Raw genomic sequence first — 16,319 nt, 5'->3', positions numbered from 1 at the left:
TGTCAATCCAGTGAGGATTATCGAATGCGAGTGATGATTCTGGATGATGACCCCTGGATATCAGATCTTTTAAAACAGCTCGTGTTGAGCATCCGCCCGGTTGCGCAAGTCGATTGCTTTATCGATGTCGCCAGTGCGTTAAACGCTTGGCAGCCGAGCACTTATCAGTTGGTTATGGCCGACTGGAATCTGCCGGATGCCCTGACGCGGTTAGGGGGGCTTACCAGCGTGAATCTGGCGATTAGTCAGGCCCTGCGACAGACCAATACTCAACTTGACGAAGAAGCGCTCTCGCACGCGGTCCGCGATTTTGCAGCGCCTTTTGCCGTTCGCTTGAAAGCACGCTGGGGACTGCCTATGGTTCTACGTGAGTTGATAGGCGCTATTTATGCGTTGCCTCCCATGCAAGTGCGCCGCGAACAAGTGGTGATGCGCCTTGCTGCCGCCATGAACAACGGTGAGCCCGACGCAGACGTCGAAAGGCTTCAACGATTAGCCGGCCTGGCCTGAGCCTGGCAGGCGGGATGTTCCGGTGCAGATAGACGCTGTTCAGGATGGCTTGTCACTCAATGCAAGGGATTTGGCAGGAGTAAGGGAATGCACGACAAGACGTTCAGCCTCAAACCCGTCGTCCTGATCGTCGATGACCAAGTCACCGATCTAAGAGTTCTGAGCACGGCAGTGCAAGATTTAGCTGAAGTCTATATCGCCCAAAATGGTCAGCAGGCGCTTGAGATTGCGCGCCAATGCAGGCCCGATGTGGTTTTGCTCGACATAGAAATGCCAGGAATAAGCGGCTTCGAGGTCTGTCGGGCACTAAAGTCTGATCCCGAACTGTTGGACGCGGCGGTCATTTTTGTCAGCGCTCATACGCAGACAGCCGATGAGCTGCTCGCTCTGGAGTGCGGCGGCGTGGATTTCATTCAAAAGCCGCTGAATGTCCCGGTTGCCAGAGCCCGCATCAAAGCCCATATCGCCTTGCGCAAGGAGGCGAAGAGGCTTGCCAATCACGATGCATTGACCGGTCTGCCCAACAGAATACTGTTGCAGGATCGTACCGAGCAGGCGTTACAAAAGGCTCGTCGCAGCCATGGCCGTGTGGCGATGCTGCTGCTGGATCTGGACAACTTCAAAGTCATCAACGATTCGATGGGTCACTCGGTGGGTGACCTGGTGTTGCAAAAGGTTGCGTTCAGATTGTCGCGATCGTTGCTCAGCGAGGATACCGTCAGCAGGCAGGGAGGAGACGAGTTCATCGTCCTGTTGCCGGAGGTGATCGGTTTCGATGCCGTGGGCGATTTCGCGCAAAGGGTGCTCGCCACCATCTCCAGCCCCTTTTCAATTCATGGAAACCGCTACGACCTTGGCGCCAGCATCGGCATCAGTGTGTTCCCTGAGGACAGCGACGATATGGAATCGCTGTATCGGCACGCCGATGCGGCCATGTACCAGGCGAAGCTTTCAGGCCGTAATCGCTATTGTTTTTTCTCTTCGCATATCGAGAGCAGCATGCGTGCCAGGCACCTGCTTGAGCGCCATATGCGTAACGCCCTGGAAGAAGGTGTCTTCGAGGTTTTTTACCAGGCGAAGGTTGATGCCCGGCATCACCGGGTCATTGGGATGGAAGCGCTGATCCGCTGGCGCAATCCTGACGGTGTCTTGATTTCACCTGCCGATTTCATTCCTCTGGCAGAAGAAACCGGGCTGATCATCCCGATTGGCAAATACGTTCTGCTCCAGGCCTGCAAGGACACGAGGGTACTTCGTGAGCTGGGTCATGACATTTCTATCAGCGTGAACATTTCTGCTGTGCAGTTTCGCGAAGCCTCCTTTCTGGACATGGTGAAAAGCATCCTGGTCGAATCCGGACTGGAAGCAAGATTTCTGGAACTGGAGATTACCGAAGGGGTGTTGGCCAGGGACATTGATAACGCCCGAGAAACCCTCTCTCTTCTCAAAACCCTCGGGGTGCGCATTTCGATCGACGATTTCGGTACTGGTTATTCGAGCCTGGCTTATCTCAAGCGATTTCCCATTGATGTGCTGAAAATAGACCAGAGCTTTGTGCGAGATATGCTCACCGACAAAAGCGATTCGGCAATCATTGAAGCGATCATCAAATTAGGTCAGGCGCTAGGTCTTGAATTGGTGGCCGAAGGTGTAGAAACCCAGGAACAGGCCGATACGCTTCTGAGGCAGGGCTGTCAGATCATGCAAGGGTATTTGTATTGCCGTCCGATTCCCTTTTCTCAGATAGCTTCATTTTTATCATCCGGGCTCAACGTTGATGTTGCGCAGACGAACTAAGCTGCAGACGCCCCCAACAGGGTTCGAACCTTAATATTGAAGGCTTGAAAGTCTTCTGCGACGGGGCAATGCGGGTGAAGAGATTGAAATTTTTTGCATTGAACCGTGGCGTCGCTGTCACTCTGGTGTTGGGCCTGGGGGCAAGCGTTCTGGGCGGTTTGACCGTCGAGCGAATCAACGGGCAGCAGGCTCAAGAAGCGATCGCAGCGGCTACCGAGGACGCCGCAGAGTTGGTTTTGACGCGCCTCGATCTTTACCAATACGGTTTGCGAGGCGCTCGTGGAGCGGTGCTGACAGCGGGAGAGCATGGCATCAGCCGCGAAGTGTTTGACCGATATCACCAAACCCGCGATCTCGCGTCCGAGTTTCCGGGCGCCAGTGCCCTTGGCTTTATCAGGCGTGTGCCGGAGCGCGATGAGAGCGAGTTCCTCAACAAGGCTCGTGCCGATGGCAAGGCTGATTTCACCATTCGCCAATTCTCACCGCATTCAGGCGAGCGTTACATTGTCCAGTATGTCGAACCGATTGAGGGTAACCAGCCTGCAATCGGTTTGGACATCGCGTCGGAAACCTCCCGGCGAGAGGCCGCCCAAGCCTCGATACAAAGCGGCTTGGCACGGATCACCGGCCCCATCACCCTGATCCAGAACACCGCGAAACCGAAGCAGTCTTTCCTGTTGTTGATGCCAATCTTTCGTGGCGCAGAGACTCCGCCTACCCCTGCCGAACGCGAGGCAGCAGCTTTTGGCTGGAGCTATGTCGTGTTGCAGACCGAGGAAGTCCTCAAAGGTCTGCGCATAGAAAATGAGACGGTGCATCTGCGATTGAGGGATATCACGGTCCCTGGGCAAGAGCAGTTGTTTTATGAAAGCACCGACGACTCGGCCAGCCTGGAACCGTTGATGACCCACCGGTTGGAGCGCGAGGTATACGGGAGGCGATGGCAGATCGAACTCGGCGCGCATCCGTTGTTCATCCAGCGCCTGCATCAGATTTCCCCCAAGGTCGTCCTGTTGATGGGAGGTTTGGTCACGCTTCTGTTGGCAACTCTGGCGGGGGTCGTGAGTGTCAGCCGTCAGCGTCGGCGGCAGATTTTCGCAGAGCAAGCAAGGCTGGCCGCCATCGTCGAAAGCTCGGCGGATGGCATTATCGGGAAAACCCTCGACGGCATCATCACCAACTGGAACAAAGGCGCCGAGCACCTTCTTGGCTATACCGCCGATGAGGCGGTGGGCCGGACACTGGCCGAGTTGGTGGTGCCTGAAGAGCTTGTCGGGGAGGAAGCCCATATCCTTGTGTGCATCAGGGCGGGGCAGCGTATCGCCAGTTTTGACACCCAGCGCCGTTGCAAGGACGGTCGGCTGATTGATGTCTCTGCCAATGTCTCGCCTATCTACGACGAGGGTGGGCGCGTTGTCGGGGCGTCCAAGACGTTAAGGGATATCTCGGCAAAAAAAGCCGCAGAGGCCCGGATTCTCGAACTCAATTCCAACCTCGAAGAACAGGTTGCGCAGCGCACGTCCGAGTTGCGGCATTTGAATCTGTTGTTGGGTACCGTGCTGCGCTCGGCCACGGAGGTCTCGATCATTGCGACGGACCTGGAGGGTGTTATCCGTGTGTTCAACAAAGGCGCCGAGCATTTGTTGGGTTACGACGCCGATGAATTGTTGGGTCAATACACCCCGGCGCTGATCCATGTGCCGGAGGAAATTGCGGCACGAGGTGTTGAGCTGAGTGAGGAATACGCCCAAACCATCGACGGTTTCCGTGTGTTAGCCCATAAACCCGAGCTTGACGGTGCAGAAACCCGGGAGTGGACTTACATACGCAAGGATGGCGTGCGGTTTCCTGTCACCCTGGTGGTCACCTCCATGCGCGACGCCGATGGGGTATTGAGCGGTTACCTTGGTATCGCGGTAGACATCACCGAACGTAAAGCGGCAGAAAAGGAACTGGCTGCGAGCCTTAAGACAACACTGGAACAACGCAGCGAACTGATGGCCCTGCACGATCAGTTGCTGATGGCGGCTGAAGTGGCTGAACTGGGCATTTGGTCCTGGACGTTGGCAGACAATGCCTTGAAGTGGAATGACCGCATGTTCGAGTTTTACGGGCAGCCACTGACGTTGCGCGATACTGGGCTGAGTTATATGCACTGGTACTCGCGTGTTCACCCTGATGATGTTGTGGCCGCGGCTGCAAAGTTGAATGGTGCAGTCGAGGGCACGGATGTGTATGACACCATTTTCCGTGTCGTGCGCCCGGACGGCCAGACCCGCTTCATACAGGCCGGCGCACAGATAGAACGCGGTCCCGGCGGCAAAGCTTTGCGCGTGACCGGGATCAATCGGGACATCACTGCCCAGCGCGAACTCGAGTCATTTCTGCTTCACGCCAAGGAACAGGCCGATGCCGGGAGTGCGGCCAAGTCCGCCTTCCTGGCCAACATGAGTCATGAAATACGCACACCGATGAACGCCGTGTTGGGGATGTTGCAGTTGGTGCAAAACACCGACCTGGACGGTCGCCAACTCGATTATGTAAGCAAAGCCCAGACCGCCGCGAAATCACTGCTGGGTTTGCTCAATGACATCCTCGACTACTCCAAGATTGAAGCCGGCAAGCTGCAACTCGACATGCATCCGTTTGAGCTCGAACCTCTCATGCGTGACCTCGCCGTCGTGCTGGCCGGCAACCAGGGCCAGAAAGAAGTCGAGGTACTGTTCGACCTGGATTCCAATTTACCCAACGATCTGATCGGCGATAGCCTGCGACTGCAACAGGTGCTGATCAATCTGGCGGGCAATGCCCTCAAGTTCACTCTGGAAGGCCAGGTCGTGGTCAGCGTTGAACAACGGTTGCGCACGAAAAGTGCGGTGAGCTTGCGCATCGCCGTTTCTGATACGGGCATCGGTATCAGCCCGGAGCAACAGCAGCGCATTTTTGAAGGGTTCACACAGGCCGAGGCTTCAACCTCCCGGCGCTTTGGTGGTACAGGCCTGGGCCTGGTGATCTGCAAGCGCCTGGTGACCTTGATGGGCGGTGAACTTCAGGTGCAGAGCCAGCAAGGTGTGGGGAGCCGTTTCTGGTTCGATATCACTCTGGATGTAGCGCCGACGTCACTGCCCAAATCCACCGGTCCGGGAGTCGATGCGTCCATACGGATACTGGTGGTCGACGACAACGCCATGGCGGGTGAATTGCTGTTGCGAACTGTTCATGCATTGGGCTGGAAAGGCGACCACGTGAGTGGTGGCACGCAAGCGGTGGAATGGGTGAAGATAGCCCAGGCGCGAGGTGAGGCTTACGACATGGTGCTGATGGATTGGCGGATGTCCGATATGGATGGTCTGAGTGCTGCGCACTTGATCCAGCAACAAAGTAGCGGTGTGTCACCGCCCATGATCATTATGATCACGGCTTACGGCCGCGAAGTCTTGGCCGACGTCAACGAGGCGGGAGACGCGCCCTTCGTGGGGTTTCTCACCAAGCCCGTCACGCCCAGGCAATTGACCGATGCCATCGAACGAGCCCTCGGCGGCAAAGGCCTGCCGCATTCCCCCCTTTCTCCGTCGACGGCTGACCGGCCGCAGCGTCTGGCCGGGCTGCGGCTGTTGGTGGTGGAGGACAATATGCTCAATCGCCAGGTTGCCGATGAGTTACTGACAAGGGAAGGCGCCGAGGTGAGGCTGGCGGAAGGCGGACTGGAGGGTGTCAGCAAAGTGATGAATGAGCGCTTCGACGTCGTATTGATGGACATCCAGATGCCGGATATCGATGGCTTGGAGGCGACTCGTCGTATTCGATCAAACCCGCGTTTTGCAACGCTGCCGATTGTGGCGATGACCGCCAATGCCTCCAATAGCGACCGTGAGGCGTGTCTTGCCGCAGGGATGAATGAGCATGTTGGCAAGCCCATCGACCTGGAACAACTTGTCGCAACGCTGCTCTTTCAAGTGGGCCGCGAGGGCAGTCAGGCAGCTTCAGGCCTGGGACAAACCATGATGGACGAAGGCGTCATCGATTCCCGGGCGTCAATCGTTGATCGCTTTGGTGGTGACCTCGATTTGATCCGCATCGTACTGAAAAACTTCGGCCCGGAGCTGGAAAAACAGCTGGTCCGGTTGCACGAACAGATCCAGCAACAAGACGCAGCGGGGGCCGCTTTCGTGCTCCATTCCATTAAAGGCAGCAGCGGCACCATGGGGGCCAAGGCGTTGTCAGCACTGGCCGGTCATCTGGAGCACACACTAAAAGATCCTGCGTCTGCGGCGAACATCTTCGCTGACGTTACCTGGTTTGACGAATTAAGCAGGTTACTGCAACTCAGTCTTGAGCAGATGAATGTCGACTTCGCTCAAAGCCCCCGAGCGACTATCAGTGCGGACAAGGAAACCATGGAACCGACGCAATGGAAGCAATCCCTTGAAGAGATTTTGTTATTGCTGGAGGCGGGAAATCTTCAAGCCCTTGAGTTGACCGACGCATTGGTGGCAAAAACCCCGCCATCCCTGCGACCCCGGTTCGACGAACTGGTGGCCAGGGTCCAGTCCCTGGACTTTTCGGCCGCGATGCCGATCGGTCGTGACCTGCTGAGATCTGCCTGATGAAACAGTCGATGGAAACCTGGTTGCCGCATCCCCACAGCCGTCCAAAATTGCTCGTTGTCGACGACCAGCCGATTAATGTCCGGGTACTGCATGAGCTGTTTCGCGAGGACTTTGATGTGTTTATGGCCACCAGCGGTGAGCAGGCCATTACCGTATGCCAGGCTCAACAGCCCGATTTGATTCTGCTGGATGTGGTGATGGAGGGCATGGACGGGCATGAAGTATGCCGTCGACTCAAGGCAGACCCGGCGACCCAAGACATACCCATCATCTTCATTACCGCACAGCAACAGGAGTCAGAGGAACTGCTGGGCCTGGCGCTTGGTGCGGTGGATTTCATCAGTAAACCCATCAATCCAGTCATTGTTAAAGCACGGGTGCGAACACATCTGACTTTGAAGTTACAGAGCGATCTGCTAAGGACCATGGCGCTGATGGATGGCCTTACCGGGGTGGCCAATCGACGCAAATTCGATGAGGACATTTCGGCTGATTGGCGTGTGTGCTTGCGAGAGCAAAAACCGCTGTCACTGATTTTGGCGGATGTCGACTTTTTCAAACGCTACAACGACCGATACGGGCACCAGGCTGGAGACGGCTGTCTGAGAGCCGTTGCCCAAGCGTTAGCTGAAACGGTTAGACGTCCCTATGATCTGGTGGCCCGATATGGCGGCGAAGAGTTTGCCTGCGTTCTGCCGAACACAGATCTTTCTGGAGCGGTTGAGATTGCAACACGAATGCAAGCGGGGGTCAGGGCATTGGATATCGAACATTCTGCTTCTGATGTTGATCGTGTGGTGACTATTTCACTAGGCGTCGCCACATTGACACCCTCGGCTGATCTTGAATTCCAGGCCTTGATAGAAGCTGCAGACAAGCAACTCTACGAAGCGAAGAGCGCTGGCAGGGGGAGGGTATGCTCGTCTTCAATGGCGGCCAGTTAAGGCCTCCTTTTTGCTGAGTCTTGAAGGCAAGTGTTGAATCAAGAGCTTGCGCCCATCTAAAACGCGCCGTTGTTGCCTGGCTGCCCACACACTACGCTTTGCTCGTTGGTTTGGCGGCGCGCTTGGCGCCGGTCGCCGGTTTGCGTGCCGTGGTCTTGCGTTTTTTCTTCCAGGGCGTGGCGCCGCGCCCGGCCGGGCTCGCAGGGCCGCTGATGGTCATGCTCAGGCCGGCGCAACGAGCGACCTGCTTGCTCATCCACGCGGCCTGCTTGGTGACGAATTCTTCCAGGCTCATCTCACCGCTTTGCACCATGTCCAGTGCTTGTTCCCAGATTGCGGTGGTGCCGGGGTCGGCGATGGCTCGCGGTACGGCGTCGATCAGGCTGAACGCTGCCGGCGTTGCGGCCAGGGCCTTGCCGTTCTTTATCAGGTAACCCCGGTCGAGCAGGCCCTGGATGATCGAGGCGCGGGTCGCTTCGGTGCCGATGCCGGTGGTGTCCTTGAGTTTCTGCTTGAGCAGTGGGTCTTCCACCAATTTGGCGACGTTCTTCATCGCCTTGATCAGGTCACCCTCGGTGAACGGCTTGGGCGGTTGGGTCCAGAGGTCCTTGAGCCTGACCTCGTCCACCGCGCAATCCCGTCCTTCGGCCAGGGTTGGCAAGGTTTGCGGTGCGGGCGCCTCACGTCCTTTGGCCGGTGCCAGCGCCTCGGGCAGGGCACGTTTCCAGCCGGGCTCGACGATCTGCTTGCCCACGGCGCGCAAGGCTTCACCGGCACAGTCGAAGTCAGCCTGGGTGCGGTCGTATTCATGGTTGGGCAGGAACTGCGCCAGATACCGTGCGCGGATCAGGGTGTAGACCGCCCGTTGCTTACCCACCAGCCGCTCGAGGTTTTTCGCGGCGGCAGTGGGGATGATGCCGTGGTGGGCGCTGACCTTGGCGTCGTTCCAGGCCCGAGAGCGGCGCTGTGGCTCCAGGTGCTCGTTCAAGGCGTTCAGGCTCGGATCGGCCTGTCGTAACGCGGCGAGAATGCTCGGGGCTTCGCTGTGCTGGCTCAGGGGCAGGTAGCCGCAATCGCTGCGCGGGTAGGTGATGACTTTGTGGGTTTCGTAGAGGGCCTGGGCGATGTCTAGGGTTTCCTGGGCGCCAAGGCCGAGTTTCTTCGAGCAGACTTCCTGCAAGGTGCCCAGGTCGAATGGCAGCGGCGCGATTTCACGCATGCGCTCGGTGCGTAGCTTGATCACCCGGGCGCTCGTCGCGCTGCTCATCGCAGCTGCCGCTTGCTGGGCCAGTGCCTGGTTCAGGCAGCGATCCTGATCATCACAGGCGTCTGGATTCGCCCGCCATTGGGCGGTGAACGCCGTGCCATCGTGCAGCAATTGCACGTCGATGGCCCAATAGGCGACCGGGACGAAATCGGCAATGCTGCGATCCCGGTCCACCACCAGGCGCAAGGTCGGCGTTTGCACACGACCCACCGGCAACACCCCTTGATAGCCGGACTGCCGGCCCAGCAGGGTGAACAAGCGACTCATGTTCATCCCGATCAGCCAGTCGGCCCGGGAGCGACCCAGCGCCGAATGATAGAGGCTGAACGTCTCGGCCCCAGGCTTGAGCGCCGCCAACGCCTTGCGGATAGACGCATCGTCCAGCGCCGACAACCACAACCGCCGGATCGGCCCGCGATAGCGGCAATGCTCCACCAGTTCCCGGGCGATCATCTCACCCTCACGGTCGGCGTCCGTGGCGATCACCAGTTCCGTCGCCTCGCCGAGCAAGCGTTTGACTGCCTTGTACTGGCTGGCGGTACGCGGTTTGACGGTCATCTTCCATTTGTCGGGGATGATCGGCAGGTCCGCCAGTACCCAGCGTTTGTAGCGCGCGTCGTAGGCATCCGGCGGCGCGGTTTCCAGCAGATGGCCGATGCACCAGGTCACCGTGACGTTCGTTCCCAGCCAGCAGCCGTCGCCCCGGCGCTTGGCGCCGAGGACTGCCGCGATGTCTTTGGCCTGGGAAGGTTTTTCACAGAGGTACAGCTGCATAACCACCATCGTTCAAGTCGGTTTGAAGAAGGTGAACAGAATGCGCAGGGATTTTGATTGGAGCAACCTTTATCTGTATGGATATACAGATAAAAGGTTGCCGATGATGACGAAGACTCAGACCAAGGCTTCAGCGCCGGCCACGGCTTTCCACCCGGCCAGCGGTGTCAGGAAGTGCAGGTCGAAGCGGCGTTCGGTGAAGGCCCAGCGGCCATCGCGACGCTCGAAGCGGTCGTGATAGAGGCCACTGATCTGCACCTGGCCCATTTCGACATGGGTACACAGGCAGTCCACCGCCACGCGCCCGGTGGCGGTTTCGCCGTCGATATCGAGCACCGCGTTGGCCATCCAATGATGCATGTGCGGCATGCTCGCCCAATTGCTGTGGGCCGATTCGATAATCGCGGCGATCCCCTGGTAACTGCCGAATGCGGCACCCAGATCCAGCAGGGCGCCTTCGTGCCAAATGGTTCGCAGCAGATGTTCATCGCGGCCATCGAAGGCATGGGCGTATTCGGCAATCAGCCGTTCCAGGGCGACGCGGGTTTCAAGCAATTCAATGCGTGCAGCGAGCATATTCAAACCTCATTGAAGTCCGTGGACAGCGACAGGTCGCGCCACTGGTTGAGTTCTGTGGCCACAAACGCCAGTTTGTCGTCGACCACCTTCACCGCATCAGCCCCGGCGACAAAGCGCAGCGGCGGTTGGGGCAGGGCGGCCAGTTTCACCACCGCATCCCCCAGTCGATCCGGATCACCGACTTGTTGATGATTGCGCGCCTCGAAAACCGCCAAAGTCTTCGCGCGCAAATCGTTGTAGTCCTCCAGCGCCCGAGTCCCCAGTTTCAGCATGCGGCTGTCGAGGAATTCCGTGCGAAACGCCCCCGGTTCCACCAGCGTGAGCTTGATCCCGAACGGCGCAATTTCCAGCGCCAACGCTTCGGAAAAACCCTCGATGGCAAACTTGCTGGACGAGTACATCGACGCCCCCAACACCCCTTTGAAACCGCCATTGGAGGACATGTTGATCACATGCCCGGAACGCTGCCGGCGCATCACCGGCAACACCGCGCGGGTCACGTTGAACGTGCCGAACACATTGGTCGCGAACTGACGCTCGATAGCTTGCGGCTCCACCTCTTCGAAAGGTCCGAACTGCCCGTAACCGGCGTTGTTGACCAGCACATCGATGCGCCCGAAGCGCTCGATCGCGGCGGCAACCACCGCTTCGGCCTGGGTGAAATCGCGAATATCCAGCACCGCGTTCAGCGCTCGGTCGCCGTACACCGTTTCCAAGCGCGTCAGGTCAAGATCCGTCGCGACGACCGCGTCGCCATTGGCCAGCGCTGCCTTGGCAATGCCCGCGCCCAGACCGTTGGCGGCCCCGGTAATCAGCCATACGCGCTGCTCGTTCATAGCGGCATCTCGTTTTTGATCCAGTCCAGAATCGACGCATGACGCGGTGTCCAGCCCAGCTCCGCCCGTGCGCGTTTGGCGATCACCCGGCTGTTGGTGCCGAAGGTGAAATGCACGTGCATCGGGTCCCAGTGCTGCGCAGCTTCTGTCACCGACCAGGACTGCACCGGGCCCAGTTCCATGCGCTCGGCGAGGGCCGGCCCGATGTCGGCGAAGGAGGCTTCACCGTTTTCGACAAAGTAGAACGCGCCGGCCGGGGCCTTTTTCAGGGCCAGCACGTACAACTCGGTCAAATCGTCGATGTGCACGTTGGACCAACTGCTGACCCCTTTGCCGATGATCCGCAGCACCCCGGTCTCCCGGGCACGGGCCATCAGGAATGGCAGCTGGAAGCTGTGATTGGTCAGACCGTGACCCACGCCGTAGATGTTGCTCGGGCAAATCACTACGGTGCGAATGCCTTCGCTGGCGGCTTTTATCAGGCGCAAATCGATGTTGTAGCGCGGCTGTTTCAGCGGGTCGACGATGAAAGGCGTGTCTTCGTCGAAGATGTTCGGGGACAGGTAATCGCCCTTGGCGTCATCGCCGATGATGCTCGAGCCGCTGGTGTGGATCAGCAGTTTGCCGGTGCCTTGCAGCGCTTCGATAAACGATTCGACGGCGCCGGCATGGTCACTGTTGGCGGCATCAATCACCGCATCGGCCTGGCGCGCTTCAGCCATCAGCAGTTCGTGATCATCGAGGCTGCCGAGCACCGGCGTGATGCCCCGTGCCCTGAGTTGTTCGGCTTTTTGTGGGTCGCGAACCAGTCCGCGAATCGAGTGCCCGTCAGCCATCAGCCGATGAGCGACGCTGCCGCCAACGAAGCCGTTGGCACCGGTCAGGAAGATATTCATTGAGCAAGAACCCTTGGAAGATGAGCGAGCACCCACCTTAGTCCCGGACAATTAGCGGAAAAATAGGCCGTAGTTCTGTTTAGAATGGACTCCAGAGTCATCAATGGAGCCATCATGGAAAGTCTGAATGCCATCGGCGTATTCGTCGCCGCCGCCGAAGCCCGCAGCTTTGTCGGTGCGGCCCGGGCCTTGGGGATCTCGGCCTCGGCGGTGAGTAAAAGCATTGCGCGCCTGGAGGCTAAATTCGGTGTGCGGCTGTTCCATCGCAGCACCCGCAGCATCACGCTGACGGCTGAAGGCACGCAGTTTGTCGAGCGTTGCCGGCGGGTACTGGCGGAGCTGGAAGTGGCCGGCGAAGAGCTGTCGCAGAATGTATCGCTGCCCCAAGGGCCACTGCGCATCAGCCTGCCGATGATTGCCAAGCCCTTTGTGTGCATTTTCGGCGAGTTTCAGTCGCGCTATCCGGACATTCAGCTGGACCTCGAATTCACCGACCGCTTGACCGATGTCATTACCGAAGGCTTCGATGCGGTGATCCGTAGCGGCGTGCCCAGTGACTCGGGACTGTCCGCGCGGCCATTGGGCACTTACCGCATGCTTACGGTTGCATCGCCGGTTTACCTGGCCCGCCGAGGCATCCCACAACAACCGGAAGACTTGCACCAGCACGCTTGCATTCATTTTCGCTTTCCCAAGTCCGGCAAGTTGCAGGCGTGGCTGTTCAATCGGGGCGACCAGGCGCTTGAACTGGAGTTACCGCGCTCGATGATCTGCAATTCGGTGGAAGGGCGCATGGACCTTGCCGTGCAGGGCCTCGGCATCACCTATGCCGCTGACTTTGTGGTGCGCGAGGCCTTGGCCGATGGTCGTCTGGTGGAGGTGCTCGGGGATTTCACCTGGGAGAAGGGGCAGTTCAATCTGCTATGGCCGTCGGGGCGACAAGTGCCGCCGAAGCTGCGGGTGTTTATCGAGTTTTTAGTGGGCCATACGCCGTTTACGCGCTGACACGAATCCCCGATTCACCCCCGAACAACTGTGGGAGTGAGCCTGCTCGCGAAAGCGGTATGTCTGGCGACATCGATGTTGAATGTACCGGCCTATTCGCGAGCAGGCTCGCTCCCACAGGGAGATTGCGGTGGTGCGCAAATATTCCGCTCACCACTGAACAACTGTGGGAGCGGGCTTGCTCGCGAAAGCGGTATGTCTGGTGATATCGATGTTGAATGTACCGGCCTATTCGCGAGCAAGCCCGCTCCCACAGGGGGATTGCGGTGGTGCGCAAATATTCCGTTCACCACTGAACAACTGTGGGAGCGAGCCTGCTCGCGAAGGCGGTATGTCTGGTGATATCGATGTTGAATGTACCGGCCTATTCGCGAGCAGGCTCGCTCCCACAGGGAGATTGCGGTGGTGCGCAAATATTCCGTACACCACTGAACAACTGTGGGAGCGGGCTTGCTCGCGAAAGCGGTATGTCTGGCGATATCGATGTTGAATGTACCGGCCTATTCGCGAGCAGGCTCGCTCCCACAGGGGGATTGCGGTGGTGCGCAAATATTCCGTTCACCACTGAACAACTGTGGGAGCGAGCTTGCTCGCGAAAGCGGTATGTCTGGCGACATGGATGTTGAATGTGCCGGCCTATTCGCGAGCAGGCTCGCTCCCACAAGGGATTTCAGTCAACGATGAATAACCTGGCGCCAACGGCCGTTGAGGAGCGATGTGCCTCTGCATTGTCGGCGACTTGGTAGCTCATGCCGGGCTTGAGGATGAATTGGCGGCCATCGTCCAATTCGGTGTGCAGTTCCCCTTCAAGACAAAACAACACATGGCCCTTGGAGCACCAGTGGTCGGCCAGGTAGCCCGGCGTGTATTCGACGATGCGCACGCGAATCACGCCGAACTGCTGGGTGCGCCACAACGCGCTGCCGGTTTGTCCGGGGTGTTCGGTGGGTTCGATCTGCGACCAGTCGGTGGTACCGAAGGGAATGTTTGCAATGTCCATTTGCTCTCCAGAGGGGCGGTCATGCAGTGGCGATGGACCGGCACTGTACCTGAAGACAGTGCTCGGCGGCATCGCTCAGTGCGACGATACAAACACCGAATCGGCCACCGGCGGCGGCAGGGCAAATGAGCCTTTCATGCGAGCCACTTCAGCGGAGGGCGTTCGGCCAAACAGTCTTTTGAACTCACGACTGAACTGCGAGCCGCTTTCATAACCGACTTTGGATGCCGCCATCGCCACGCTGTAACCGTTGCGCACCATCAACAGGCGCGCCTGGTGCAGGCGGGTGGATTTCAGATACTGCATCGGCGACGTGTGGGTAATGGCTTTGAAGTGCGTGTGAAAAGTCGGCACGCTCATGTTCGCCTCCGAGGCCAACTGTTCGACGTCGAGCCGTTCGCCAAGGTCGGCGTGAATTTTGCGCAGGGCCTTGGAGATTCGACCAAATTGCCCGCGAGCGGCGAGGGCCGCGCGAATCGAGCCGCCCTGGGCGCCGGTGAGGATTTGGTAATAAATTTCCCGCACCAGCGACGGTCCAAGCATGCGGCCATCCAGTGGCGAGTCGAGGGCTTCCAGCAGGCGCAGCACCGATTGGCTCAAGGCCGGTTCCATCGGTGAGGCGTACATGCCCTTGGGCGCGGCGGCGGGCTCGTGGTCGAGTTGCAGCATCAGGTCGGCGGCGAGGTTGAAGTCCAGATGAAAATAGATCGCCAGCAGCGGCTCCTCGGCGCTGGCGTCGGTTTCCATGGTGAACGGCACGGGCACGGCAACGGCCAGATAATGTTGGGCATCGTAGCGATACGTCGCGTCACCCCAGTACCCGCGCTTACTGCCCTGACAGACGATGACAATGCCCGGGTCGTAGAGCACCGGCGTGCGCGCCAGCGCCCGGTTGGAGCGCAGCAAACGCACATCCGCCAGCGCGGTGAGGTTGTAGCCCTCATCCGGTGCGAGTTTGGCCAACAGCGCAATCGTCTGTCTCTGGCAATCGTTTTGATCTATACCTGAATCGCTCATCAGACCTTTTCACCCAATAACACAAGGCTTGAATGTGAACGGCTGCGAGCCGCAAATCAATCGACTCATAGGATTAGGCAAAAGACCCACAGTAATCGGCGTTCAGCCGTTGCTGGTGCAGCCCTATCATGGCCAACACACCACAGAGGAACGCGATCATGACGGCAAACAAAACCCTGTTCATCACCGGCGTCAGCAGCGGCTTCGGCCGGGCCCTGGCCAACGAAGCCCTGGCAGTGGGGCACCGTGTGATCGGCACCGTGCGCAACGAAGCGGCGCGCATCGAGTTTGAACAACACCCCTCGAAAAACGCCTTTGGCCGCTGCCTCGACGTCACCGACTTCAGCGCCATCGATGCCGTCGTCGCCGAAGTCGAAAACACCCTCGGGCCGGTGGATGTGCTGGTCAACAACGCCGGTTACGGCCATGAAGGCATTTTCGAGGAATCGGCGCTGGAAGAGATGCGCCAGCAGTTCGACGTCAACGTGTTCGGTGCGGTGGCCGTGACCAAGGCGTTCGTGCCGTTTTTCCGTCAGCGTCGGGCCGGACACATCATCAACATCACCTCCATGGGCGGCTTTATCACCATGCCCGGCATCGCTTATTACTGCGGCAGCAAATTTGCTCTGGAAGGCATTTCCGACACTTTGAGCAAAGAACTCAAACCATTCGGTATCGCGGTCACGGCGGTGGCGCCGGGGTCGTTTCGCACCGACTGGGCCGGGCGCTCGATGCGCCGCTCCGAGCGCAGCATCGCCGACTATGACGCCTCCTTCGACCCGATCCGCACGGCGCGCCAGAACAAGAGCGGCAAGCAGTTGGGTGACCCGGTCAAAGCTGCTCAAGCCATGCTGACCTTGATCGCCAGCGACGCACCGCCCGCGCATTTATTGCTGGGCAGCGATGCACTGCAACTGGTGCGCGAACGGTTGGCGAACATGGCGCAGGAGATTGAGGCGTGGGAGGCGGTCACGCGCTCCACGGACGGTTGAACCATAGCGCTATCGAGAAATTGATTAGCGCCGCGTTTCAAGCTGTGTCAGTTTCACCGCGCCTGCAATGGGGCGAGTGACAGGACGATCTC

Annotated in this window: 12 protein-coding genes; 6 read left to right on the top strand and 6 right to left on the bottom strand. The window is 58.8% G+C overall.

Annotated elements, in window-relative coordinates; translation table 11 throughout:
- The first annotated feature begins 24 nt into the window (after positions 1-24).
- From BK667_RS17480 to BK667_RS17465, 4 genes are all read left to right on the top strand, one after another.
- Positions 25-510: a response regulator gene (locus BK667_RS17480; protein ID WP_123598396.1), complete on the top strand. Its 486-nt coding sequence runs from the start codon at positions 25-27 to the stop codon at positions 508-510.
- 87 nt (positions 511-597) lie between these two features.
- Entirely contained in the window at positions 598-2,307 is a 1,710-nt protein-coding gene (locus BK667_RS17475; protein ID WP_123508858.1) for a putative bifunctional diguanylate cyclase/phosphodiesterase, read from the top strand.
- A gap of 68 nt (positions 2,308-2,375) precedes the next feature.
- A complete protein-coding gene (locus tag BK667_RS17470; protein WP_123598395.1) occupies positions 2,376-6,914 on the top strand; it encodes a PAS domain-containing hybrid sensor histidine kinase/response regulator in 4,539 nt (1,512 codons plus the stop codon).
- Positions 6,914-7,861: a diguanylate cyclase gene (locus BK667_RS17465; RefSeq protein ID WP_123598394.1), complete on the top strand. Its 948-nt coding sequence runs from the start codon at positions 6,914-6,916 to the stop codon at positions 7,859-7,861. The genes BK667_RS17470 and BK667_RS17465 overlap by 1 nt, the downstream gene beginning before the upstream one ends.
- 91 nt (positions 7,862-7,952) lie before the next feature.
- Here the strand turns inward: BK667_RS17465 and BK667_RS17460 are convergent, their stop codons facing one another.
- The 4 genes from BK667_RS17460 to BK667_RS17445 form a co-directional block, all read right to left on the bottom strand.
- Entirely contained in the window at positions 7,953-9,902 is a 1,950-nt protein-coding gene (locus BK667_RS17460; RefSeq protein ID WP_123508855.1) for a DNA topoisomerase III, read from the bottom strand.
- Positions 9,903-10,019: 117 nt separating this feature from the next.
- Positions 10,020-10,478 (bottom strand): nuclear transport factor 2 family protein, encoded by a 459-nt coding sequence (locus tag BK667_RS17455; protein WP_123598393.1) that lies wholly within the window; start codon positions 10,476-10,478, stop codon positions 10,020-10,022.
- A gap of 2 nt (positions 10,479-10,480) precedes the next feature.
- Positions 10,481-11,317: an SDR family NAD(P)-dependent oxidoreductase gene (locus tag BK667_RS17450; RefSeq protein ID WP_123598392.1), complete on the bottom strand. Its 837-nt coding sequence runs from the start codon at positions 11,315-11,317 to the stop codon at positions 10,481-10,483.
- Positions 11,314-12,213: an NAD-dependent epimerase/dehydratase family protein gene (locus BK667_RS17445; protein ID WP_123598391.1), complete on the bottom strand. Its 900-nt coding sequence runs from the start codon at positions 12,211-12,213 to the stop codon at positions 11,314-11,316. Before BK667_RS17445 ends, BK667_RS17450 begins: the two co-directional genes overlap by 4 nt.
- 114 nt (positions 12,214-12,327) lie before the next feature.
- On the opposite strand from BK667_RS17445, the gene BK667_RS17440 reads away from it, so the two are divergent.
- Positions 12,328-13,218, top strand: a complete 891-nt coding sequence (locus BK667_RS17440; RefSeq protein WP_123598390.1) for a LysR family transcriptional regulator — start codon at positions 12,328-12,330, stop codon at positions 13,216-13,218.
- 670 nt (positions 13,219-13,888) lie between these two features.
- Here BK667_RS17440 and BK667_RS17420 read toward each other — a convergent pair.
- Positions 13,889-14,218: a DHCW motif cupin fold protein gene (locus BK667_RS17420; protein ID WP_123598388.1), complete on the bottom strand. Its 330-nt coding sequence runs from the start codon at positions 14,216-14,218 to the stop codon at positions 13,889-13,891.
- 75 nt (positions 14,219-14,293) lie between these two features.
- The gene (locus tag BK667_RS17415; protein WP_123598387.1) at positions 14,294-15,235 is read right to left on the bottom strand and encodes an AraC family transcriptional regulator; all 942 of its coding nucleotides are present in this window, start codon (positions 15,233-15,235) and stop codon (positions 14,294-14,296) included.
- A gap of 158 nt (positions 15,236-15,393) precedes the next feature.
- Between BK667_RS17415 and BK667_RS17410 the strand changes: the two genes are divergently transcribed.
- Positions 15,394-16,227: an oxidoreductase gene (locus tag BK667_RS17410; protein ID WP_123598386.1), complete on the top strand. Its 834-nt coding sequence runs from the start codon at positions 15,394-15,396 to the stop codon at positions 16,225-16,227.
- Positions 16,228-16,319 lie beyond the last annotated feature (92 nt).

The sequence above is a fragment of the Pseudomonas frederiksbergensis genome (assembly GCF_003732705.1).
Lineage (GTDB): Bacteria > Pseudomonadota > Gammaproteobacteria > Pseudomonadales > Pseudomonadaceae > Aquipseudomonas > Aquipseudomonas frederiksbergensis_F.
The sequence above is the reverse complement of the archived record's forward strand: the minus strand, read 5'-3'. Positions and strand labels throughout refer to the sequence as shown.

What these genes read in the sequence shown, in the direction of transcription:
- BK667_RS17480 (WP_123598396.1), top strand. Translation starts at nt 25, where the DNA reads ATGCGAGTGATGATTCTGGATGATGACCCCTGGATATCAGATCTTTTA.
- BK667_RS17475 (WP_123508858.1), top strand. Translation starts at nt 598, where the DNA reads ATGCACGACAAGACGTTCAGCCTCAAACCCGTCGTCCTGATCGTCGAT.
- BK667_RS17470 (WP_123598395.1), top strand. Translation starts at nt 2,376, where the DNA reads ATGCGGGTGAAGAGATTGAAATTTTTTGCATTGAACCGTGGCGTCGCT.
- BK667_RS17465 (WP_123598394.1), top strand. Translation starts at nt 6,914, where the DNA reads ATGAAACAGTCGATGGAAACCTGGTTGCCGCATCCCCACAGCCGTCCA.
- BK667_RS17460 (WP_123508855.1), bottom strand. Translation starts at nt 9,902, where the DNA reads ATGCAGCTGTACCTCTGTGAAAAACCTTCCCAGGCCAAAGACATCGCG.
- BK667_RS17455 (WP_123598393.1), bottom strand. Translation starts at nt 10,478, where the DNA reads ATGCTCGCTGCACGCATTGAATTGCTTGAAACCCGCGTCGCCCTGGAA.
- BK667_RS17450 (WP_123598392.1), bottom strand. Translation starts at nt 11,317, where the DNA reads ATGAACGAGCAGCGCGTATGGCTGATTACCGGGGCCGCCAACGGTCTG.
- BK667_RS17445 (WP_123598391.1), bottom strand. Translation starts at nt 12,213, where the DNA reads ATGAATATCTTCCTGACCGGTGCCAACGGCTTCGTTGGCGGCAGCGTC.
- BK667_RS17440 (WP_123598390.1), top strand. Translation starts at nt 12,328, where the DNA reads ATGGAAAGTCTGAATGCCATCGGCGTATTCGTCGCCGCCGCCGAAGCC.
- BK667_RS17420 (WP_123598388.1), bottom strand. Translation starts at nt 14,218, where the DNA reads ATGGACATTGCAAACATTCCCTTCGGTACCACCGACTGGTCGCAGATC.
- BK667_RS17415 (WP_123598387.1), bottom strand. Translation starts at nt 15,235, where the DNA reads ATGAGCGATTCAGGTATAGATCAAAACGATTGCCAGAGACAGACGATT.
- BK667_RS17410 (WP_123598386.1), top strand. Translation starts at nt 15,394, where the DNA reads ATGACGGCAAACAAAACCCTGTTCATCACCGGCGTCAGCAGCGGCTTC.